The sequence below is a fragment of the Sphingomonas sp. CBMAI 2297 genome (assembly GCF_029870595.1).
Classification (GTDB): Bacteria; Pseudomonadota; Alphaproteobacteria; order Sphingomonadales; family Sphingomonadaceae; genus Sphingomonas.
Map to the genome: position 1 here is coordinate 23,047 of NZ_JAPDIR010000017.1, position 21,764 is coordinate 44,810.

Here is a 21,764-nt window from a genome sequence, read left to right on the forward strand (position 1 = left end):
CCGGGGCGCCTTGGGACCATTGTGTAACCACGAACGAACCAATCGCGCAATGGATTTTTGGAAATTTGTTTTGTGTATGAAAATGAAGCATGACATTTGCCTAATTTCCCCTGATGTTGCGCCAGGCGATTCGAGCCGGATGAGAGGAAAAATGAACGACACGGGCATGTCTGCGCAGTTCCCGACCGTGCGGTCGCGGCGCTTCCGCCATGATCCCTCGGGCAGCGGAATTGGTCTCCTGCCGAACCGGCCGGAGACGATGCGCGGTTCCGGCCCGAGCCGGGCCCCGGCGGCGATCGCGGCATGACCGCGGGCATCGCGCTGCGGAACGCCGGGACGCACACCGCGCCGGCGCCCCTGGCCCGGCCGGGCGGGCACGCGCGGCTGGGCGAGCTCCTGCCTCGCGACCGCAAGCCGCTATACGCGCAATTCGCGCACCTGCTGCGCCGGGCCATCACGGAAGGACGGCTCGAGGCCGGCGCCGCCTTGCCGCCCGAGCGCGACCTTGCGGCCGAATATGGCGTGTCGCGCATCACCATTCGCAAGGCCATCGCCGAGCTGGCGGAAGACGGGCTGCTCACGCGCAAACAGGGTGCCGGCACGACGGTGACACGCCGCATCGAGCAGAATTTCTCCCGGATCAGCTCCTTTTCCGAAGAGATGGCTGCCCGCGGCCAGGTGGCGAGCAGCGCCTGGATCCTCCGGGCCGCGGGAGCGGTCACCCCCGCCGAGGCGATGCAGCTCAACTTGTCGCCGGGAGCACCGGTGCTGCGCTTTCACCGCGTCCGGATCGCCGACGATGCGCCGATGGCGGTCGAGTTCTCGACGGTTCCCAGCTATTGTCTGGGCGGCGTCGAGGATGTTTCGGAATCGCTGTACGCGGCGCTCGCCCTCACTGGACATCGCCCCGTGCGCGCGTTGCAGCGGCTGCGCGCGGTGCCGTTCACCGGCTCCCAGGCGCGCCTGCTCCGGGTCGAGCCCGGCACGCCGGGGCTGCTGATCGAGCGGTGCGGCTTCCTGCGCGACGGGCGGCCGGTCGAATACACCCAGTCCTATTATCGCGGCGACACCTATGATTTCGTCGCCGAACTCACGGATCTCTAGCCAGTGACAACGACCAGCATTTCGACCGCGCCGAGCCTCATGCGCCGCGAGACCCAGGAAATCCCGACGACCGTCGCCCGGCAACTCGCGGAGAATCGCGAAGCGTTCCGCGCATTGGGGGGGCGGTTGCGCGACCGGCCGCTCCATCTCGTCGGAACCTGCGCCCGCGGATCCTCGGATCATGCGGCGACCTATGGGAAATATCTGATCGAGACGATGATCGGCGTGCCGGTCGCTTCCCTGGCCCCGTCGGTGGCGTCGGTATTCGCGGCGCGCGTCGCGACGGACGATGCCCTGTGCATCGCGATCTCGCAATCCGGCCGCAGCCCCGACCTCCTCGCGACGGTCGACGCCTGGCGGGATGCCGGCATCCCGGTGGCCGCGCTGGTCAACGACGCGGAATCCCCGCTCGCGCTGCGCGCCGATACGCTGCTGCCCCTATGGGCCGGTCCGGAGCGCTCCGTCGCGGCGACCAAGTCCTGCGTCGCCGCCATGGTGGCCATGGCGGCATTGGTGGCCGCCTGGTCGGGCGACGCGGATTTCGCCGCGGGCGTCGAGGCGCTCCCGGAGGCGCTGGCCCGCGCGGTGGCGCTGGACTGGAGCGCCGGCGTCGCTTCGCTTTCGACCGCCCGGCAGATGTTCGTCCTCGGGCGCGGCTATGGCTTCGCCGTCGCGCAGGAAGCCGCGCTCAAGTTCAAGGAGACCTGCGCGATCCAGGCGGAGGCGTTCAGCTCCGCGGAGGTCCGTCACGGGCCGATGACCATTATCGGCCCCGGCTTTCCGATCCTGGCCTTCGCCACCTCCGATACCGCGGGCGACGGCGTTGCCGCGATGGCGGAGGAATTCCGGGCGCGCGGCGCGATCGTGCTGACGGCGCGCGCCGGCGCGGCTTCGCCCCTCCCCGCCGAGGCCGCGCATCCGGCGCTCGAGCCGATCCTCCAGCTGGCCAGCTTCTACGGCCTGGTCGAGCAGCTGTCCCGCGCCCGCGGGCTCGATCCCGACCAGCCCCCCTATCTCGCCAAGGTCACCCGAACCCAATGAGCGCCTATCGCTTCGGCAACGGCAAGATCGTCGTCGACGGACGGACCTGGGAAGGCGCGGAAATCCAGGTCGCGCAGGGCCGCATCACGGCGCTCTCGCGGCAACGGGCAATGACCGGCGACGCGATCGACCTGGACGGCGGGTGGCTGATGCCCGGCTTTGTCGACACCCAGGTCAATGGCGGCGGCGGAACCTTGTTCAACGACGATCCCAGCGTGGAGGGCATCGCCAGGATCGGTGCCGCTCATGCCGCCTTCGGAACCACGGCCTTCCTTCCCACGCTCATCAGCGACCGCCCCGATCGCATCGCCCAGGCCCTTGCGGCGAGCGACGCGGCGATCGCCGCGGGCATGGCGGGCGTCGTCGGCATCCATGTCGAGGGACCGTGCCTTTCCGCCGCGCGCAAGGGCATCCATGATTCCGCGCATTTCCGCCGGCTCGATGCGGAAATGGTGGCGCTGCTGACCAGGCCGCATCGCGGCGTCGTCATGGTGACGCTCGCGCCCGAACACGCGGATGCCGGCGCGATCGCGGCGCTGGTCGCCGCCGGGGTCCGGGTCAGCGCCGGGCATACCGATCTGAGCTATGCGGAAGCGCGGGCCGCGTTCGGGGCGGGCGTTACGGGAGTCACGCACCTGTTCAACGCCATGCCGCCGCTGCATCACCGCGAGCCCGGGATCGCGGGCGCGGCGCTCGAGGATCCCGCGCCCTGGTGCGGGCTGATCGTCGATGGCGTGCACGTCTCCCCCGCCATGCTGCGCATCGCCATGCGCGCGCGGGGCACCGAGCGGATGATGCTCGTCACCGACGCCATGCCCTCGGTCGGCGCGCGCAAGAAGGACTTCGTGCTCCAGGGCCGGCAGATCCGCGTCGCCGATGGCAAGGCCTATTATGACGACGGCACGCTTGCCGGCGCCGATCTCGACATGGCGAGCGCCGTCGCGAACTGCGTGACGATGCTCGGACTGACCGGCGAGACCGCATCGGCGCTCGCATCGACCAATCCCGCCGCCTTTCTGGGGCTCGACCGGGAGCGCGGAGCGCTGGCGCCGGGTCTCCGCGCGGATTGGGTGCAGCTGGATCGCCATTTCAGGCCGCGCGGGACCTGGATCGGCGGCAGGCGCGCCGCATGAGCTGCACGCGGCGCGCCCTGCTTGGCGGCTCGGCCGGGATCGCGACGGCATTGGCCGGCACCCCGACGATGGCGGCGCTGCATGTCTCCGCCGCCGATTTCGGGCCGCCCATGCCGCCGCCGAGCGACGCGCTGCCCCCGCCCCTGCCCGAGAGCGACCCGTCGCGGACCTGCTTCGATCTCGGCTGGCGCTTCCACGAAGGCGAAGTGCCGGCCGCTGCCCCGGTGACGCACAACGACACCTATCTGAGCGTGAAGGCCGGCACCGCACCGGGCGCCGCGGCACCCGATTTCGACGACAGCGACTGGCAACAGGTCACGCTGCCGCACGATTGGGCCTCGTTCCAGCCCGTCGTCGAGACCGCCAATGTCAGCCAGGGCTATCGCAAGCGCGGCATCGGCTGGTACCGGCGCGCGTTCCGGCTCGACGAGGCGGATCGCGGCAAGCGGCTGGAAGTGCAGTTCGGCGCGATCGCCACCAATGCCACCATCTGGGTCAACGGCAATGTCGTCGCCCATAGCTGGTCCGGCTATACCGGCATCTATATCGACATCACGCCCTTCGCCCGGTTCGGCGACGCCCTGAACGTCATCGCGGTGCGGGTCGACGCGACCGTGATGGAAGGCTGGTGGTACGAAGGCGCCGGCATCTATCGCCATGCATGGCTGGCGCGGCGCCCGGCGGTATCGATCGCGACGGACGGCATCCATGCCAGCCCGGTGCCCGGCGCGGACGGCCAATGGCTATTGCCCGTCTCGATCATGCTCGAAAGCGTCGCGCCGGACGCGGCCGAGGCGACGGTCGAAGCAGTGCTGCGCACCCCCGAAGGGCGAGAGATCGCGCATGCACGCGCCGGCGCGCGGATCGCTCCGCTCGAGCGGAGCGAGACCAAGCTGACGCTCGCCGCCGGGCGGCCGGGCCTCTGGTCGATCGAGGATCCGGCGCTCCATATTCTCGAGGTCCGCGTCACCCGGCCGGGCGCTCCCGCCGACGAGCGCCGCCTGGCCATCGGCTTTCGCACGATCGCGTTCGATCCCGATCGGGGCGTGTCGCTCAACGGCCGGCACCTCAAGCTCAAGGGTGTCTGCCTCCATCAGGATCATGCCGGCGTTGGCGTCGCCGTGCCCGACACGCTGCTCGCCTGGCGCCTGGCCCGGCTGAAGGACATGGGCTGCAACGCCATCCGCTGCTCGCACAATGCCTGCGCCGCCGAGCTGCTCGACCTTGCCGACCGGATGGGCTTCCTGGTGATGGCCGAGAACCGGCAATTCAATCCGGCGCCCGACTATCTCGCCCAGCTCGAATGGATGGTCCGGCGCGACCGCAATCATCCGAGCGTGATGCTCTGGTCCGTGTTCAACGAGGAGCCGATGCAGGGCAGCCATGCCGGCGTGCAGATGGTCCGCCGGATGGTCGCCGCGGTTCGCCGCCTCGACCCCCATCGGCCGACCACCGCCGCCATGAACGGCGCCTTCTACGATCCCGAGAACGTGTCGCAGGTCGTCGATGTCATGGGGTTCAACTATTATCCCAACGACTATGACCGCTATCATCGGCTGAACCCGGGCAAGCCGATCCTCAGCTCGGAGGACACCAGCGCGATGATGACGCGCGGCGCCTTTGCCAGCGATCCGGCCGCCCATGTCCTGTCCTCGCTCGACACCGAAGCGGCCGACTGGGGGGCGACCCATCGGCGCAGCTGGGCCGAGATCGCCGCCCGCCCCTTCGTCGCGGGCGGCTTCGTGTGGACCGGCTTCGACTATCATGGCGAGCCGACGCCCTTCGCATGGCCGACGACGTCGAGCTTCTTCGGCATCCTCGATCTCTGCGGCTTTCCCAAGACCGCCTATGACATTCGCCGCGCCCAGTGGCGCGACGACATCCCCGTGGTGGCGATCGCTCCCCACTGGACCTGGCCGGGGCGCGAAGGCCAGCCCCTGAAGCTGCTGGTGACGAGCAACGCCGACAGCGTGGAGCTGCGCCTCAATGGCCGGACGATCGGCACGACGCGCGTCGATCGCATCAACGGGAACGAATGGACATTGCCCTATGCCCCCGGACGGATCGAGGCGATCGCCCGCCGCGGCGGCCGCGAGGTCGCGCGCGCCGTGCACGAGACCGTGGGCGAGCCCGTCGCGCTCAGGCTGACGCCGGCACGGCGGAAGATGGCGGCGGACGGCGAAGATGTCCAACCGTTCACCGTCGATGCGGTCGACCGGTTGGGGCGCCATGTGCCCGATGCCGATTGCCTCGCCCATTTCACGGTGCGCGGCGGCACGATCATCGGAGTGGGCAATGGCGATCCCAACAGCCATGCCTCCGAAAAGGCGCCTTCCCGCGCGCTCTTCCACGGGCTTGCGCAGATCCTTGTGCGGGCGGATGCCGGCACCGGGCCGCTGCTGGTACGCGCCGAGGCCGCGTCGCTCCGCGCAGCGATGGCGACGGTGGAGAAGGTGGCCCGCGCGCCCCGCCCGCGAGTCGCGGCGGAAGAGCAGCTTCAGTCGATCACGGCCTGGCGGCGCTCGCCGCTATTGCCCGGGCGCCCCGATCCCGGGCTGGCCCCGCGTGACGGCGACAATAATGCATGGGCGTTCGTCTCGCCGGGAGACAGTGCCCCGGCGGATGCGGGCGCGGGCTGGCGCGTCTATCGCGCGGCCGTCACGCCGCGCCGCGCCGTTCGCCGCGCGGGCGGCACGCTCCGGTTCGCCGCCATCGCGGGCCAGGCGGAGATATGGGTGGACGGCAATCTTGCGGCGACGAAGCCCGCCCCCGCGCCCGGCCCCGTCGCCATGGCCTTGCCGGCGGGAGACGGGCCGCGGACAGTGACGCTGCTGGTTCGGTTCGAGCCTGGCCAGACCGGCGGCCTGGCCGGCCCCGTGACGATCACCGAGGGCAAAGGCACCGAGGGCAAAGGCACCGAGGGCAAAGGCACCGAGGACAAAGGGAAACGATGATGATCGAAGTCGAGCTCGGCGCACCGCTTGCCGGGTGGGTGATTCCGCTGGAGAAGATTCCCGATCCGGTGTTCGCCCAGGGCATGGTCGGGGACGGGCTCGCGATCGAGCCGATCGGCGACACGCTGCACGCTCCGTGCGCGGGGACGATCTCGTCCATTCATGCCGCCGGCCACGCCGTGGCGCTCACCCTTGCCGAGGGCGTGGAGCTGCTCATGCATATCGGGATCGACAGCGTCGGCATGGCCGGCCAGGGGTTCGATGTCCTGGTCTCGCCCGGCGCCGCGGTCGCCGCCGGCGATCCGCTGGTCCGCTTCGACCTCGATCGACTGGCCTTGCGGGCGAGCGCCGCCGCCACGCCGATCATCGTGACCGGCCCGGGCGTCGACATCCTGGCGCGACATACCGGCGGCATGGTGGCGGTCGGCGAGACGGTGCTGCGGATCGCCGCGCGCACCGCGGCCAATGGCAGCGCCGGCTCCGTGGCGGCGGCAGGCGAAGCGAGGCGGCGCGATGCCGTCGTCGCGCTCGCGCACGGCCTTCACGCCCGCCCCGCCGCCCGGATCGCCACCGCGCTTCGCGAATTGCGGGCGGAAGTCGTTCTGGAGCATGGCGAGCGGCGGGCTTCCGCGGCGAGCTCGATCGCGATGCTCGGGCTGGGGCTGCGGCATGGCGCGGCGGTGACCATCGTGGCGCGCGGCCCCGATGCCGAGGAAGCCGTGACGCGCGTCCTGGACGTGCTGCAACACGATACCGACCAGCCCGCCGCCGCCGTCGCGCGACCGGAGAGCATCGTCCCCGAAGGCGCCATCGGCGGAGTCGGCGCCGCGCCGGGCATGGCGATCGGCCCCGCCTGCTGGCTGCGCGCCGAGCGGCCCGCCCCGGCCCGCCCGGGCGCGGGCGTGCTGACCGAGCGAAGCAACCTGGTGCAGGGGATCGGCGCGGTATGGGCCGAGCTCGAGGCCGCGTCCCAGGGCGAAGGACAGGCGGCGGACATATTCACCGCGCATCGGGCGATCCTGGAAGACCCCAGCCTGGTCGACGCGGCGCTGGCGCGGATCGACCTGGGCGAAGGCGCGGCATTCGCGATCCTCGCGGCGGCGGAGGCCCAGGCGGCCGTCCTGCGCGCTTCCGGCGAGGGCCGGATCGCGGAACGGGGCGCCGACCTGCTCGATGTGGGCGAGCGGATCGCCCATGCGATACTCGGGACCCGGGCGGACATGGCCCAGCCTCCGGAGGGCGCGATCCTGCTCGCCGACGACCTGCTGCCTTCCCAGTTCGCCGCGCTCGACACCGGCCGGATCGCGGGCATCGCGCTCGTGCGGGGTGGCCCCACCGCGCATGTCGCCATTCTCGCCGCCGGTATCGGCCTGCCGATGATCGTGGCCGTTGGCGCGCCGCTCGAAGCGGTGGCCGAGGGCACGAGCCTGTTGATCGATTGCAACGCGGGCTTCCTGCGTGTCGACCCCGATGCGCACGCCCGCGCCGGGCTGGAAACCGCGATGGCGCGCCGTGCCGCTGTCGAGGCGCGCGCGCGGACGATCGGCGGCGCCGCCGTCGCGACGGCCGATGGCGTGCCCGTTTCGGTGCAGGCGAACTGCGGCTCCGTCGCCGATGCGCAGGCGGCGATGGCGGCCGGCGCGGACGGTTGCGGGCTGCTGCGAACCGAATTCCTGTTCCTCGAGCGCACCGCCGCTCCCGATGTCGACGAACAGAGCGCGACCTATCGCGCCATCTTCGCCGCGCTGCCCGAACGGCCGGTCACGGTGCGGCTGCTGGACGTCGGCGGCGACAAGCCCGCCCCCTATCTCGCGCTTCCGGCCGAAGAGAATCCGGCGCTGGGGCTTCGCGGCATCCGCGTCGCGCTGTCCCGCCCCGAGATACTCGAAGCCCAGCTGTCGGCGATCCTCAGCCTGTCCGCGCAGGGGCCCCTGCGCATCATGGTCCCGATGGTCGCCAGCGCCGGCGAGATGGCCGCGGTGCGCGCGGTGCTCGACAAGCTGCGCGGCGACAAGGCAGTGGCGCTGGGCGCGATGGTGGAGACGCCCGCCGCGGCGATCGGCGCCGACCTCATCGCCGCCGAGGCCGATTTCCTGTCGATCGGCAGCAACGACCTCACCCAATATGCGCTGGCGGCGGATCGCGGCAATGCCGCCGTCGCCGCGATGCTCGATGGCCTGCATCCCGCGGTCCTGCGCCTGATCGCGGAGACCTGCGCACGGGCGGGCTCGACGCCGGTCAGCGTTTGCGGCGGGCTCGCCGCCGATCCCATGGCGGCGCCCATCCTGATCGGCCTGGGCGTGCGCACCCTTTCCGTGCCGCCGGCGCAGCTGGCCGTCACCAAGGCCCTTGTCACCACGCTCACCCTAACGGCAGCAACCGATCATGCCCGCCAGGCATTGGCCTGCGCCTCCGCGGCCGAGGTCCGGGCACTGGCGCGCCGGTTCGCCGAGGAGCTCTCCGCATGAAATCCCCCCTCACCTTCCTCCAGCCGCTCGGCCGCGCGCTCATGCTGCCGATCGCGGTGCTGCCGATCGCCGGCCTGCTCCTCCGGCTCGGCCAGGCCGATCTGCTCGACCTCCCCTTCATGAGCGCGGCGGGCGACGCGATCTTCGCGCATATCGGCCTGCTCTTCGCCGTCGGAGTCGCGACGGGCTTCGCGCGCGACGGCAATGGCGCGGCGGCCATGGCGGGCGTGGTCTGCTATCTGGTGATCGGCAATGCCGCCCAGGTGTTCCTCGCGGTCCCGCCGGCAGCGATCCCGCCCGGCACGGGCGACGCCGTCGCCGCCACGCTCTCCGCGGCATGGAAAGCCGCGACGATCGCCAAGCTGCAGGTTCCGATCGGCATCGTCGCCGGGCTGGTCGGCGGCGCGTGCTACAACCGCTTCTCGACCGCCAGGCTGCCCGACTATCTCGCCTTCTTCGGCGGCCGGCGCCTGGTGCCGATCGTCGCCGGCATCGTCGGCCTGGCGATCGGGGCGCTGCTCGGCCCGGCCTATGACTGGATCAGCGGAGGCATTGACGAGCTGAGCCGCGTCGTCGTCGCGGCGGGCGGCTGGGGCCTGTTCGCGTTCGGCGTGCTCAACCGGCTGCTGATCGTCACCGGCCTGCACCATATCCTCAACAACATCGCCTATTTCGTCGTGGGCGAATATGCCGGGAAGACCGGCGACCTGACGCGGTTCTTCGCGGGCGATCCCAGCGCCGGCGCCTTCATGAGCGGCTTCTTCCCGGTCATGATGTTCGGCCTGCCCGCCGCCTGCCTGGCCATGTACCACACCGCCGCGCCGGAACGGCGCAAGGCGGTGGGCGGCATGCTGCTCAGCCTGGCGCTCACTTCGTTCCTGACCGGCGTGACCGAGCCGATCGAGTTCAGCTTCATGTTCCTGGCGCCGGCGCTCTATGTCGCGCACGCGGTGCTCACCGGCCTGGCCCATGTCGTGATGCACCTGCTCGACGTGAAGCTGGGCTATGGCTTCTCCGCGGGCCTGTTCGACTATGTGCTGAACTATGGTCGCGCCACCCATCCCCTGCTCCTCCTTCCCGTGGGCCTGGCCTATGCGGCGATCTATTACGGGCTCTTCCGCTGGGCGATCCTGAAGTTCGACCTGAAGACGCCGGGCCGCGAGGCTGCTGAGGAGGGCGGCGCTCCGGCGGTGGCGCCAGCCGGCGACCGGGCCGGCGCGATCGTCGCGGCGCTGGGAGGTGCCGGCAATCTGCGTACCATCGACGCCTGCACGACGCGCCTGCGCCTGCGCGTCGAGGACATGGCGGCGCTCGACGAGCCGGCGCTGCGCGCCCTGGGCGCCCGCGGGATACTCAAGCTGGCGGACAACAATCTCCAGGTCGTGGTGGGCGGCATCGCGGACACGCTGGCCATGGAGATGCGCGACTTCGTCGGACGCCCCGCCCCGGCGGCACCGGTGCAGCCGGGCACGGAAGCCGGAACTCCGCTTCCGGCCGCCATCGCGGCGGCGCTGGGGGGCGCGGCAAATCTCGTCGAGACATCGCATCGGCCCGGCCGGATTCGAGTGGTCGTGCAGGATCCCGAGATCGTCGACCAGGGCGCGCTCGCGGCCAACGCACGCGCCGTGATCATGCCCGCCGCACGCACCTTCCATCTTCTCGTGGTGGACTGAACCCGGCGAAAGCACCCCAATGGAGGAATCTCCTTTGCGCGGGGCATGACAAGCCGCCCGTGCTGCGCTAGCCTAGGCCGATGCCGCCGAAGCCCGCATCGCAGATCAGACCCGCCACCAAGAGAACCAAATCGGCCGGGGAGAGCGCCTCGCCCAACTATAGCGCGCCCGCGCTGGAAAAGGGCATCGACGTGATCGAACTGCTCGGCGACGAGCCGTTCGGGCTGACCATCACCGAGATATCCCAGCGGCTCGGGCGCTCGGTCAGCGAGCTGTTCCGCGTGGTCGTTGCCCTGGATCGCCGGGGATGGCTGCACAAGGAGGCCGCGAGCGACCGGTATCGCGTCACCTACAAGCTGCTCGAGCTGGCGCACCGCGCCACGCCCGCGCAGGAGCTCACCTATGTCGCGGCGTCCCGGATGCGCGCGCTGGCCGCCGCAACGATGCAGTCCTGCCATCTCGTGGTCGTCAATGGCGGACGCGGGCTGATCGTCGCGCGCCAGGAAAGCCCGGGCCCCACCGGATTCGCGGTTCGCCTCGGCACCGACATCGCGCTGGAGACCAGCTGCTCGGGCCATGTGCTGCTGGCGTTCATGGACGAGGCGAGCTGGCCGGACGTGCTTGGCGAAGCGCCGTCGCGCAAGCTCGCCAAGCGACTGGCCGCGGTGCGCGCGCAGGGGCATGAATCCATCGCCAGCTCGCGGCTGGCCGCCGTATCGGACCTTTCCTGCCCGATCTTCGGGTTCAGCGGCCAGGTGGTCGCGGCGCTCACCATTCCGTTCCTGGCGGCGATCGACGATGCCCCGCACTTGTCGGTCGACGAGACGCTGGCGCTGCTGAAGGCTACCGCGCTCGACATATCGACCGTCCTGGGCTGGTATGATCGGGAAGAGGCGCCCGTGGTGCCCAGCCTCTCCGTGCCCGAGCCCAAGCGCCCGCGCAGAAGCCGCAAGGCCAGCTAGGCCCCGCGCGGCGCGACGCCGCGCATGAAAAGCCATTTCCGGATTCCGCTTTCGCGACCGGCCGGGCGCCGCCGCGCGCCGCGTGCGCACGCGCGCGCCCTTGCCGGCACGCGCCCCGGCATCCTGGATGAACGCGGAAAGCCCCCATGGAGCAGCGCTCGCGATCGCCCCGCCAGCAGGGGTGTCAAGGCCTTAAGAGACGTAATTTTATCTAGAAATCATATTTCCATATACAAAATTACTGCGGTTGAATATGGAAGGCTCCGTGCTTGACACATGATCTCCCCTGTCACGGAGAAAACCAACCAATGACCGTGATCACCGGCCTGCGCGTGCTGGATATCAGATTTCCCACCAGCCTTTCCCTGGACGGTTCGGATGCGATGAATCCGGATCCCGACTATTCCGCGGCCTATGTGATCCTGGAGACGGACACGCCCGCGCTCACCGGACACGGCCTCACCTTCACCATCGGCCGCGGCAACGAGGTTTGCGTCGCGGCGATCGAGGCGCTGCGCCCGCTGGTGATCGGCCAGTCGCTCGACGCGATCCGCGCCGAGCCCGCGGCGTTCTGGCGGCACATCACCGGCGACAGCCAGCTGCGGTGGATCGGCCCCGACAAGGGCGCCATCCATCTCGCCACCGGGGCGATCGTCAACGCTGTCTGGGATCTCTGGGCCAAGGCGGAGGGCAAGCCGGTATGGCGGCTGGTCGCGGACATGTCGCCGGCCGAGCTCGTGCGGGCGATCGACTTCCGGTACATCACCGACTGCATCACGCCGGAAGAGGCCCTCGCCCTGCTGGAAGCCCGCGCCGCCGACAAGGAGGCGCGGATCGAACTGCTCCGGGCCGAGGGATATCCCTGCTACACCACATCGGCCGGCTGGCTGGGCTATGACGACGCGAAGCTGCGCCGCCTGGCGCAGGAAGCCGTCGATGCCGGCTTCCGCCACATCAAGCTCAAGGTCGGCGTCGACCAGGCGGACGATGTGCGGCGTGTCGCGATCGCGCGGGAAGTGCTGGGCCCCGATGGCGTGCTGATGATCGACGCCAACCAGGTCTGGGAAGTCGAGCAGGCGATCGACTGGGTCAATGCCCTCGCCTTTGCGAAGCCCCTGTTCATCGAGGAGCCGACCAGCCCCGACGATGTGCTCGGGCACGTCCATATTCGCGCCGGCATCGCCCCCGTGAAGGTCGCGACCGGCGAGATGTGCCAGAACCGCATTCTCTTCAAGCAGTTCATCATGAGCTATGCGATCGACGTGGTTCAGATCGACGCCTGCCGCCTCGGCGGCGTCAACGAGGTTCTCGCGGTGCTGCTGATGGCCGCGAAATACGACCTGCCGGTCTGGCCGCATGCCGGCGGCGTCGGCCTGTGCGAATATGTCCAGCATCTCGCGATGATCGACTATCTCTGCTTCGCCGGCACGCGCGACGGCCGCGTGATCGAATATGTCGACCATCTGCACGAGCATTTCGTCGATCCCTGCGTGATCCGGTCGGCGGCCTATATGCCGCCCGAACGGCCGGGCTTCTCGATCGAGATGAAGCCGGAGACGCTTACCCGCTACCAATATGCGCCAGGTCGCGGGCGCGCCGCCTGAACCCGTGGCCCGGCACTAGCGCGGGTCCAGCAGCGCCCTGTCGACCTCCGCTATGGTGCGCACCCCCGTCAGGGCGAGCGTGACGCGCATCTCCGCCGCGAGCAGGTCGAGCAGGCGGGCGACGCCGGCCTCGCCCGCCGCGGCCAGCGCATAGGCCCAGGCACGCCCCAGCAGGACTCCGCGCGCGCCCAGCGCGAGCATGCGCACGACGTCGGCGCCGGACCGTATGCCGGAATCGGCCAGGACGGTGAGCCGGTCCCCGACCGCCTCCACCACCGACGGCAGCGCCCGCGCCGTCGAAAGGGCGCCGTCGAGCTGGCGGCCGCCATGGTTGGAAACCACGATGCCATCGGCTCCGAGCCGCACCGCGTCGCCGGCATCCCCGGGGTCCAATATCCCCTTGACGATCAGATCCCCCTCCCAGGCCTCGCGGATCCATTCCAGGTCGCGCCACTGGACGGCGGAATCGAAATTGGCGGCAAGCCAGCCCATGAAATCCTCCAGCCCGCTCGCCTTGCCGAGCACGGGGGCGACATTGCCGAGGATGTGCGGCCGCCCGCGAATGCCGACGTCCCACGCCCAGCCGGGCCGCCCCACCGCCTGCGCGAGCCGCCGCATCCCGCCCCATGGCCCGGAAAGGCCGCTATGCGCGTCCCGGCGCCGCATCCCCGGGACGGGCATGTCGACCGTGAACACCAGGGTGCGCACGCCTTGCGCCTTGGCGCGGGCGAGCAGGTCCCGCATAAAGCCGCGGTCCCGAATGACATAGAGCTGGAACCAGATCGGTCTCGACGATGCCGCAACCACTTCGTCCAGCGCGCAGACCGACACCGTGGAGAGGCAAAAGGGTATGTTCCGATCCGCGGCCGCGCGCGCGGCCTGCGCCTCGCCGCGACGGGCATACATGCCCGCCAGGCCAACCGGCCCCAGCATCACCGGGAGCGCGAGCCGCTGCGAGAACAGAGTGCAGGACAGATCGACGTCCCGCACATCCCGCAATATCTGCTGCCGCACCGCCACGGCTTCCAGATCGGCCTCGTTGCGCCGCAGCGTCGTTTCCGCCCCGGATCCGCCATCGACATAGTCGAACAGGAAGCGCGGCAGCCGCCGGCGCGCCGCCAGACGAAAATCACTGGTCGAGGTCGCGATCATCGGGTTATCCTGATATTGTTTTTCTCTATGAACTTGTATTTTAAATACGCAAATTTAAAAGAGCACAACCCGCTCTGCCTCGGGGGAGGAAATCTGAGATGGCCAGTCGCGCGTTCCTTGCAGCACCGCCGATAATAGAGCGCCGCTATGCGGTGGCGTTCGCGCTCGTCACGTCGCTGTTCTTTTCCTGGGCGCTGGCGGCGGCGCTGAATGACGTGCTCATCCGGCAGTTTCAGAAGGCGCTGGACCTCAGCCGCACGGAAGCGAGCCTGATCCAGTTCGCATTCTATATCGGCTATTTCTGCGCCGCCCTTCCCGCGGGCCTGCTCATCCGCCGCCTGGGGTACAAGAACACCATCCTGATCGGCCTGGCCTGCTATGCGGGCGGCGCGTTCCTCTTCTATCCGGCGGCTTCCACCGAGCTGTTCGGCCTGTTCCTCGTCGCCCTGTACGTGATCGCGATCGGGCTCGCTTTCCTCGAAACCGCGTCCAACCCCTATGTAACGATCCTCGGGGCGCGGGAGACGGCGTCGGCGAGGCTGAATCTGGCCCAGTCCTTCTACGGCGTCGGCGCGATCCTGGGCCCGATCGTCGGCGGGCTGTTCATCTTCTCCACGGACGAACGGACCCAGGCCCAGATCGCCGCGATGGCGCCGGCCGAGCGCGCGGCATGGCGGTCGGCCGCGGCGGCAGCCGTGCAGGGTCCCTATGTCGCGATCGGCGTGGTGGTCTGCCTCATCGCCCTGCTGATCGCCTGCACGCGCTTCCCGGCGCTCGATCGGGCGAAGGCGGCGCGCGGCGAAAGCCGCTCCATGTTCGCGGTGCTTCGCCATCGCGGCCTGCTCGCGGCTATCATCGCGCTCTTCCTCTATGTGGGAGCCCAGGTCGGCGTCTGGAGCTTCTTCATCGACTTCACCAAGGCGCAGGCTCCGCATCTGAGCGAGCGCACCGCCGCGTTCCTGCTCTCCGGAAGCCTCGGGATGCTGATGGTCGGCCGCTTCAGCGGCGCCTTCCTGCAGAAGCGAGTCGCGCCGGCACGGCTGCTCGCGATCTACGCGGGGGCGAACATCATGCTCTGCGGCTTCGCCGCGCTCGCCACCGGCATGCCCGCGGTGGGCGCGCTCTGGCTCACCAGCTTCTTCATGTCGATCATGTTCCCGACGATCTTCGCGCTCGGCGTCGAAGGGCTGGAGGACGAGACCGAGAGCGGCGCGGCCTTCCTGGTCATGGCGATCATCGGCGGCGCGCTGATGCCGCCTCTCATGGGCATCGTCTCCGAGGGCGTGGGCGGCGTGCACCACATGATGTTCGTCCCGGCGCTCGCCTTTGTCGGCGTGCTGGCATTTGCCGTGCTGCGGCTTCGCGAAGGACATGCCGCATGACTCGCGCCCTGTTCGTGCTCGACCTGGAAAATGATCCGGAGCTGATCTCCGCCTATGAGGCGCGCCACCTGCCCGGCGCCGTCTGGCCGGAGGTCATTCGTGCCATCCATCAGCTCGGATATCGCGACATGGAGATCTGGCGCGCCGCGGACCGCCTGGTCATGCTCGCCGACATCGCGCCGGCCGGCCTGGCCCCTCTCGATCCCGATCTCCAGCCGATCGTGGCGCAATGGGAAGCCGAGATGCGCGCCTATCAGCGGCCGATCGCGCCCGATGGCCCGAAATGGCTGCCGATGACGCGGATCTTCGCGCTCGACGAGCATCCCGCGCCGTGATTCCGCTCCGGACCATTCCCCGCGCGAGGATCGAAGTCAGCGAGATCGGCTTCGGCGCCGCGCCGCTCGGCAATCTCTATCATCCGATCACCGATCTCCAGGCAAGGATCACGATCGAGCTCGCGCTGACGGCGGGGATGAACTATGTCGATACGGCGCCGCATTATGGCCATGGCCTGAGCGAGCGGCGGACCGGCGATGCGCTGCGCGAGCGGCCGGGCATCGTGCTGTCGACCAAGGTGGGGCGCCTGCTGCGCGCGGATTCCGCGCTTCGGGGCGATGCCGAACGGCTGGGCTTCCGATCCGCCCTGCCCTTTGTCGGCCATTATGACTATACATATGACGGCATTCTGCGCTCGCATGAGGACAGCCTGCAGCGGCTGGGCCTGGCCAGGGTCGACCTGCTCTTCGTCCATGACATCGGCGCGCGGACGCATGGCGCGCGCAACGCGCATTATTTCGACCAGTTGACCCAGGGCCGGGGCTTCGAGGCGCTGCGCCGCCTGCGCGACGAGGGAATGATCGCCGGCTTTGGCGTGGGGGCAAATGAATGGCAGGCCGGCCTCGAAGCGCTCGAGCAGGCCGATTGCGACGTGATGCTGCTCGCCGGCCGCTACACCTTGCTCGAGCAGGGCGCGCTGGACCGGTTCCTGCCGCTCTGCCTCGAACGGCAGGTCGCCGTCGTGATCGGTGGCGCCTATAATTCGGGCATTCTCGCTACCGGCACGATGCAGAGCGGAGAATTGCGCTACGATTATGGCGAGGCGCCGGCGGACGTGGTGGCCCGCGTCGCCAGGATCGAGGCGCATTGCCGGGACTTTCAGGTCCCGCTCGCGGCCGCGGCACTGCAATTCCCGCTCGCTCATCCCGCCGTCGCCAGCGTGATCCTCGGCCTGGGCGCGCCTGCGCAGGTCGAGGAGACGATCAAGCTCCACCAGCTTCGCATTCCGTCGGAATTCTGGCTGGCGCTTCGCGATGCCGGCCTGATCGCCGAAGCCGCGCCCGTTCCGGCCGGCCGCTAGATGCGCATCGATTCCCACTTCCATCTCTGGCGGCCGGCGCGCGGGGACTATGGCTGGCTGACGCCGGCGGCCGGCATCCTCCACCGCGACTATGAGCCGGAGGACTTCGCGCCTCTCCTGGCGACGCACGGCATCGACGCCGCGATCCTCGTCCAGGCCGCCCCCAGCCTCGCGGAAACCGAGTTCCTGCTCGCCCATGCCGGCCGGCATCCCTGGATCGCCGGGGTCGTCGGCTGGACCGACCTTGCGGCCGAAGACGCGCCGGCCCGCATCGCCGCGCTGGCGGGAACGCCGGGGCTGCTCGGTTTGCGCCCGATGCTGCAGGACCTGGACGATCCGGCATGGATATTGGGCGACGCGGTCCGCCCGGCGCTGCGCGCGATGGCGAGCCATGGCCTCGTCTTCGACGCGCTCGTCCGCGCGGCGCAGCTGCCCGCGATCCGGGTGCTCGCGGCGCGCCATCCCGACCTCTCGATCGTGCTCGACCATTTCGGCAAGCCGTGGATCGGCGACGCGCCCGGCGGCGAATGGATGGACGCGATCTCCGCCCTGGCCGACGCGCCCAATGTCACGGTCAAGCTCTCCGGGTTGCTCACCGAAGCCCCGGCGGGGACCGATGCCGCCGCCCTCGCCCCCTATTTCGATCATGTGGCGAGCCGGTTCGGCGCCGGCCGGATATTGTGGGGGAGCGATTGGCCGGTCCTGACCCTGGCCGGCAGCTATGCGGACTGGCTCGCCATCTCGGACGCGCTGCTCGCGCCCTTCGGCGGCGGCGCGCGCAAGGCCATTCTCGGTGCCAATGCGGCACGCATCTATCGGATCTGACGGAGACAAGGATGACGAAGCCCGGCCGGCTGGCAGGAAAGACCGCGCTCGTGACCGCGGCGGCGCAGGGCATCGGCCGGGCAACCGCCGAGCGCTTTGCCGCCGAAGGCGCCACGGTGTGGGCGACGGACGTGAATCTGGCGGGCCTGGCCGGCATCGCCGGCTGCGAGACGGCGCGGCTCGACGTGCGCGACGCGACCTCGATCGCCGAGGCGCTCGCGCGTGCCGGCCCGCTCGACATCCTGTTCAACTGCGCGGGCACGGTGCCGGGCGGAACGATCCTCGATTGCGCGCCGGACGACTGGGCGCTGGCCCATGACCTCAACCTGACGAGCATGTACCGGATCGTGCGCGCCGCATTGCCCGCGATGATCGCGCGGGGCGGCGGGAGCATCATCAACATGTCGTCGGTCGCCAGCTCGATCAAGGGCGTCCCCAATCGCTTCGCCTATGGCGTCACCAAGGCCGGAGTGATCGGCCTGACCAAGGCGGTCGCGGCGGACTTTGTCGGCCATGGCATACGCTGCAACGCGATCTGCCCGGGCACGATCGAGACCCCGTCCCTGCACGAGCGGTTGCGCGCGACGGGAGACTATGACGCGGCGCTGGCCGCGTTCGTGGCGCGCCAGCCCATGGCCAGGCTCGGCCTGGCTGCCGAAGTCGCCGCCCTGGCACTCTATCTCGCCTCGCCAGAAGCTGCATTCACGACGGGCCAGATTCATGTGATCGATGGGGGCTGGACCAACTGATCGAGCGTTCCAAGGAGCTTTGCGTATGAAATTGCTGCGTTTCGGCCCGATCGGCCAGGAGAGGCCCGGCCTTCTCGATGCCGCGGGCGCCATCCGCGACCTGAGCGGCATCGTCACCGACATCGATGGCGGCACGATCGCGCCCGAAAGCCTGGCGCGGCTGCGCGCGCTCGATCCGGCGAGCCTGCCCCGGGTCGAGGGCAATCCGCGGCTCGGCGCCTGTGTCGCGCGCCCGGGCAAGTTCGTCTGCATCGGGCTCAACTATGCCGATCATGCCGCCGAGACCGGCGCCGCCATTCCCGACGAGCCGATCGTGTTCATGAAGGCGACCAGCGCGCTCTCCGGGCCGAACGACCCGATCCTGAAGCCCAGGGGATCGACCAAGCTCGACTGGGAAGTCGAGCTGGCGTTCGTGGTCGGAAGCGAATGCCGCTATGTCGACGAGGCGGAGGCGACGGCGGCGATCGCCGGCTATTTCGTCTGCAACGACATCTCCGAGCGCGCCTTCCAGCTGCAATCCTCGCAATGGGACAAGGGAAAGGGCTGTGACAGCTTCGGCCCGATCGGCCCCTGGCTGGTGACGCCGGACGAGATCGGCGACCTCGCCGACCTGCACATGTGGCTGGAAGTCAACGGAAAGCGATACCAGAACGGCTCGACTTCGACGATGATCTTCCGGCCGGCCTTCATCCTGTCCTATCTCAGCCGCTTCATGAGCCTGCAGCCGGGCGACGTCGTCACCACCGGCACGCCGCCGGGCGTCGGGCTGGGCCAGCAGCCCAATGTCTGGCTCAATCCGGGCGACAGGGTCTCGCTGGGGATTGCGGGCCTGGGCGAGCAGCATCAGCTGGTCGTCGACGCCTAGCCGGCGCGCGGGGGCGATTCCCGGGGTCACGGTCCGTCGGGGCCGTAACCCCGGGCCGCGGGCGTCGCGGCGGTCAGGCGAAGCGCTTGGCCCCCGCCACGCAGAGGATGACGATCACCGTCGACGCGATCATCGTCCACGCAACCGGCTCGCCGAGCAGCAGCGCCGCGAGCGACAGGCCGAAGAACGGTTGCAGGAGCTGGAGCTGGCCAACCCGCGCGATGCCGCCAAGCGCCAGGCCGCGATACCAGAACACGAAGCCCAGCATCATCGAGAATAGCGAGACATAGGCAAGGCCCGCCCAGGCGCGCCAGCCGATGACCGCGAAGCTGGCCGGCACCGTCGCAAGCGCGATCACCGCCATCACCGGCAGCGCGATGAGCAATGCCCAGCTGATGACCTGCCAGCCCCCGAGGCGACGCGAGAGCGCCGCGCCCTCGGCATAGCCGAGCCCGCACAACAGGATGGCGGCGACCATCAGCAGGTCGCCTGCCATCGAACCGCCACCGCCCTGGTAGAGCGCGAAGCCCGCGACCGTGGCGGCACCGATCGAGGAGAAGATCCAGAAGACGCGCCGGGGCCGCTCGCCGCCGCGCAGCACCCCGAAGATCGCGGTGGACAGGGGCAACAGGCCGACGAACACCACCGAATGCGCCGCGGTAATGTGCTGGAGCGCGAACCCGGTCAGGAGCGGGAAGCCGACGACCACGCCGATCGCGACGATGGCGAGCGGCAGAAGGTCGCCGCGCCCGGGCAAGTCCTGGCGCAGCCCCAGCAGAAAGGCAGCGCCGAGCAGCGCCGCGATCACCGCGCGCCCGGAAGTCACGAACAACGGCGTCAGCTCGGCCACCGCCATGCGGGTCGCCGGCAGGGATCCGCTGAAGATGACGACCCCCAGGAGGCCGCTTCCCCAACCGGCGGTAGTTCTTTCCATCGCGCCTCGCTTTCGCGAGCGGGATAGGATGCCGCTTCTGGCCAAGACAGGAACAATCCAATACAATATCCGGAAACTGTATTGACGAACTCTCCCATACACATGCCTGGACCGAACGATTGAAGCAGCATCGACGCATCGGCACGCGCACCGAGGAGCTGATGGATGCGATCCGCGGCAGGATCGCCGGCCGCGCGCTCGCCACCGGCGACCGGCTGCCATCCGTGCGCGCATTCGCCGAGACCATGGGCGTATCGCCTTCCACCGTCGTCGAGGCCTATGACCGGCTGGCGGCCGAGGGAGTCATCCGGGCACGCCGCGGTTCGGGCTTCTATGTGACCGGCTCGAACATGCCGCCCTTGTCGGTGGGCGAGATCGGGCCGCGGCGCGACCGCGCGGTCGATCCATTCTGGGTATCGCGCCAGTCGCTCGACGCCGACGCGACGATGGCGATGCCGGGGTGCGGCTGGCTTCCCGCCGACTGGATGCCGAACGCCGCGCTCCGGCGCGGGCTGCGCGAGCTCGCCCGCGCCGACGCGCCCATATTGTCCGACTATGGCGGCACGCGCGGATCGCTGAAGCTGCGCCGGTTCCTGCTTGGCCGCTTCGCGGACGAAGGCATCGCGGCCGGCCCGGATCAGCTGCTTCTGACCGGATCCGGCACCCAGGCGATCGACCTGATCTGCCGGTATCTGCTGCACCCCGGCGACACGGTGCTGATCGACGATCCCGGCTATTTCAATTTCCAGGCGCTGCTGCGCGCGCACCGGGCCGAGATCGTCGGCATCCCCTATACGCGCTCGGGCCCGGATGTCGCCGCGTTCGAAGCGGCGCTGCAGGCGCACCGGCCGCGGCTCTACATCACCAATTCGGCGCTCCACAATCCAACCGGCGCGAGCATGTCGCCCCAGACCGCGCATCGCTTGCTGCGCGTCGCGGCCGCCCATGGCCTGGTGATCGTGGAGGACGATATCCTCGCCGAGTTCGAACCCGCCCCCTCTCCCCGCCTCGCCATGCTGGACGGGCTCGATCGCGTCATCCGGATCGGCAGCTTCTCTAAGACGCTCTCCGCCTCCGCGCGCTGCGGCTATATCGCGGCGCGCGCCGACTGGATCGAGGGGCTGGTCGATCTCCAGGTGGCGACGAGCTTCGGCGGGCCCAGCCCGATGGCGACCGAACTGCTCGCCGATGTCCTGGCGGGCGGAAGCTATCGCAAGCATGTCGGCGAATTGCGACAGCGCCTTGCGCGTTCGCGCGACCGGGCGGCCCAGGGCCTGGCGAAGCTCGGCATCATACCCTGGACCATGCCGCGCGGCGGCTTCTATCTGTGGTGCCGCCTGCCCGAGGGGCTGGACTCCGCCGATATCGCCCGGCGCTGCATGGACGAGGGCGTGATCCTGGCCCCCGGCAACGTATTCAGCGTCTCGCAATCCGCGGCTCCGTTCGTCCGCTTCAATGTCGCGCAGATGGAAAGCGACCGGGTCTATGCGGCCTTGCGCCTGGCCATGTCGGGGCAGCGCTGAGCCGGCGCCCCGCCCGCCGGGCCTTGGGGGGCGGCGCA

General features: G+C 69.7%; 17 protein-coding genes. 15 read left to right on the forward strand and 2 right to left on the reverse strand.

Going from position 1 to position 21,764, the window contains the following annotated elements:
- Positions 1–303 precede the first annotated feature (303 nt).
- From OMP43_RS19195 to OMP43_RS19230, 8 genes are all read left to right on the forward strand, one after another.
- A complete protein-coding gene (locus OMP43_RS19195; protein ID WP_280281157.1) occupies positions 304–1,104 on the forward strand; it encodes a GntR family transcriptional regulator in 801 nt (266 codons plus the stop codon).
- A 3-nt stretch (positions 1,105–1,107) separates the two neighbouring features.
- Positions 1,108–2,145 (forward strand): SIS domain-containing protein, encoded by a 1,038-nt coding sequence (locus OMP43_RS19200; protein WP_280281158.1) that lies wholly within the window; start codon positions 1,108–1,110, stop codon positions 2,143–2,145.
- The gene (nagA, locus tag OMP43_RS19205) at positions 2,142–3,278 is read left to right on the forward strand and encodes an N-acetylglucosamine-6-phosphate deacetylase (protein ID WP_280281159.1); all 1,137 of its coding nucleotides are present in this window, start codon (positions 2,142–2,144) and stop codon (positions 3,276–3,278) included. Before OMP43_RS19200 ends, nagA begins: the two co-directional genes overlap by 4 nt.
- The gene (galA, locus tag OMP43_RS19210) at positions 3,275–6,232 is read left to right on the forward strand and encodes a beta-galactosidase GalA (RefSeq protein ID WP_280281160.1); all 2,958 of its coding nucleotides are present in this window, start codon (positions 3,275–3,277) and stop codon (positions 6,230–6,232) included. Before nagA ends, galA begins: the two co-directional genes overlap by 4 nt.
- Complete coding sequence (gene ptsP, locus OMP43_RS19215; protein ID WP_280281161.1) at positions 6,232–8,700, forward strand: phosphoenolpyruvate--protein phosphotransferase; 2,469 nt, start codon at positions 6,232–6,234, stop codon at positions 8,698–8,700. Before galA ends, ptsP begins: the two co-directional genes overlap by 1 nt.
- Positions 8,697–10,373 carry an N-acetylglucosamine-specific PTS transporter subunit IIBC gene (gene nagE / locus OMP43_RS19220; RefSeq protein ID WP_280281162.1) on the forward strand — a complete coding sequence of 559 codons (1,677 nt, stop codon included), beginning with the start codon at positions 8,697–8,699 and terminating at the stop codon, positions 10,371–10,373. Before ptsP ends, nagE begins: the two co-directional genes overlap by 4 nt.
- Before the next feature lie 80 nt (positions 10,374–10,453).
- Positions 10,454–11,335: an IclR family transcriptional regulator gene (locus tag OMP43_RS19225; protein WP_280281163.1), complete on the forward strand. Its 882-nt coding sequence runs from the start codon at positions 10,454–10,456 to the stop codon at positions 11,333–11,335.
- A 308-nt stretch (positions 11,336–11,643) separates the two neighbouring features.
- On the forward strand, positions 11,644–12,939 hold the full coding sequence (locus OMP43_RS19230; RefSeq protein WP_280281164.1) for an L-fuconate dehydratase: 1,296 nt from the start codon (positions 11,644–11,646) through the stop codon (positions 12,937–12,939).
- Positions 12,940–12,954: 15 nt separating this feature from the next.
- Here the strand turns inward: OMP43_RS19230 and lldD are convergent, their stop codons facing one another.
- A complete protein-coding gene (gene lldD / locus OMP43_RS19235) occupies positions 12,955–14,091 on the reverse strand; it encodes an FMN-dependent L-lactate dehydrogenase LldD (protein ID WP_280281165.1) in 1,137 nt (378 codons plus the stop codon).
- Positions 14,092–14,189: 98 nt separating this feature from the next.
- Between lldD and fucP the strand changes: the two genes are divergently transcribed.
- Genes fucP through OMP43_RS19265 form a run of 6 tightly spaced genes read left to right on the forward strand, consistent with a single transcriptional unit; the run spans position 14,190 to position 19,269 of the window.
- Complete coding sequence (gene fucP, locus OMP43_RS19240) at positions 14,190–15,473, forward strand: L-fucose:H+ symporter permease (protein ID WP_280281166.1); 1,284 nt, start codon at positions 14,190–14,192, stop codon at positions 15,471–15,473.
- The gene (locus OMP43_RS19245) at positions 15,470–15,808 is read left to right on the forward strand and encodes an L-rhamnose mutarotase (protein ID WP_280281167.1); all 339 of its coding nucleotides are present in this window, start codon (positions 15,470–15,472) and stop codon (positions 15,806–15,808) included. Before fucP ends, OMP43_RS19245 begins: the two co-directional genes overlap by 4 nt.
- The gene (locus OMP43_RS19250) at positions 15,805–16,830 is read left to right on the forward strand and encodes an aldo/keto reductase (RefSeq protein WP_280281168.1); all 1,026 of its coding nucleotides are present in this window, start codon (positions 15,805–15,807) and stop codon (positions 16,828–16,830) included. Before OMP43_RS19245 ends, OMP43_RS19250 begins: the two co-directional genes overlap by 4 nt.
- A complete protein-coding gene (locus OMP43_RS19255) occupies positions 16,831–17,655 on the forward strand; it encodes an amidohydrolase family protein (protein WP_280281169.1) in 825 nt (274 codons plus the stop codon).
- A gap of 11 nt (positions 17,656–17,666) precedes the next feature.
- Positions 17,667–18,404 (forward strand): SDR family oxidoreductase, encoded by a 738-nt coding sequence (locus OMP43_RS19260; RefSeq protein ID WP_280281171.1) that lies wholly within the window; start codon positions 17,667–17,669, stop codon positions 18,402–18,404.
- Between the two features lie 25 nt (positions 18,405–18,429).
- The gene (locus tag OMP43_RS19265; protein ID WP_280281172.1) at positions 18,430–19,269 is read left to right on the forward strand and encodes a fumarylacetoacetate hydrolase family protein; all 840 of its coding nucleotides are present in this window, start codon (positions 18,430–18,432) and stop codon (positions 19,267–19,269) included.
- A 73-nt stretch (positions 19,270–19,342) separates the two neighbouring features.
- Here the strand turns inward: OMP43_RS19265 and OMP43_RS19270 are convergent, their stop codons facing one another.
- Positions 19,343–20,203 (reverse strand): DMT family transporter, encoded by an 861-nt coding sequence (locus OMP43_RS19270; RefSeq protein WP_280281173.1) that lies wholly within the window; start codon positions 20,201–20,203, stop codon positions 19,343–19,345.
- Between the two features lie 119 nt (positions 20,204–20,322).
- Between OMP43_RS19270 and OMP43_RS19275 the strand changes: the two genes are divergently transcribed.
- Entirely contained in the window at positions 20,323–21,726 is a 1,404-nt protein-coding gene (locus OMP43_RS19275; protein WP_348538614.1) for a PLP-dependent aminotransferase family protein, read from the forward strand.
- The last annotated feature ends 38 nt before the right edge of the window (positions 21,727–21,764 follow it).

Excerpts from the sequence above, each read along its gene's own strand:
- OMP43_RS19195 (WP_280281157.1), top strand. The coding sequence starts at position 304 with ATGACCGCGGGCATCGCGCTGCGGAACGCCGGGACGCACACCGCGCCG.
- nagA (WP_280281159.1), top strand. The coding sequence starts at position 2,142 with ATGAGCGCCTATCGCTTCGGCAACGGCAAGATCGTCGTCGACGGACGG.
- galA (WP_280281160.1), top strand. The coding sequence starts at position 3,275 with ATGAGCTGCACGCGGCGCGCCCTGCTTGGCGGCTCGGCCGGGATCGCG.
- ptsP (WP_280281161.1), top strand. The coding sequence starts at position 6,232 with ATGATCGAAGTCGAGCTCGGCGCACCGCTTGCCGGGTGGGTGATTCCG.
- nagE (WP_280281162.1), top strand. The coding sequence starts at position 8,697 with ATGAAATCCCCCCTCACCTTCCTCCAGCCGCTCGGCCGCGCGCTCATG.
- OMP43_RS19225 (WP_280281163.1), top strand. The coding sequence starts at position 10,454 with ATGCCGCCGAAGCCCGCATCGCAGATCAGACCCGCCACCAAGAGAACC.
- OMP43_RS19230 (WP_280281164.1), top strand. The coding sequence starts at position 11,644 with ATGACCGTGATCACCGGCCTGCGCGTGCTGGATATCAGATTTCCCACC.
- lldD (WP_280281165.1), bottom strand. The coding sequence starts at position 14,091 with ATGATCGCGACCTCGACCAGTGATTTTCGTCTGGCGGCGCGCCGGCGG.
- fucP (WP_280281166.1), top strand. The coding sequence starts at position 14,190 with ATGGCCAGTCGCGCGTTCCTTGCAGCACCGCCGATAATAGAGCGCCGC.
- OMP43_RS19245 (WP_280281167.1), top strand. The coding sequence starts at position 15,470 with ATGACTCGCGCCCTGTTCGTGCTCGACCTGGAAAATGATCCGGAGCTG.
- OMP43_RS19255 (WP_280281169.1), top strand. The coding sequence starts at position 16,831 with ATGCGCATCGATTCCCACTTCCATCTCTGGCGGCCGGCGCGCGGGGAC.
- OMP43_RS19260 (WP_280281171.1), top strand. The coding sequence starts at position 17,667 with ATGACGAAGCCCGGCCGGCTGGCAGGAAAGACCGCGCTCGTGACCGCG.
- OMP43_RS19265 (WP_280281172.1), top strand. The coding sequence starts at position 18,430 with ATGAAATTGCTGCGTTTCGGCCCGATCGGCCAGGAGAGGCCCGGCCTT.
- OMP43_RS19270 (WP_280281173.1), bottom strand. The coding sequence starts at position 20,203 with ATGGAAAGAACTACCGCCGGTTGGGGAAGCGGCCTCCTGGGGGTCGTC.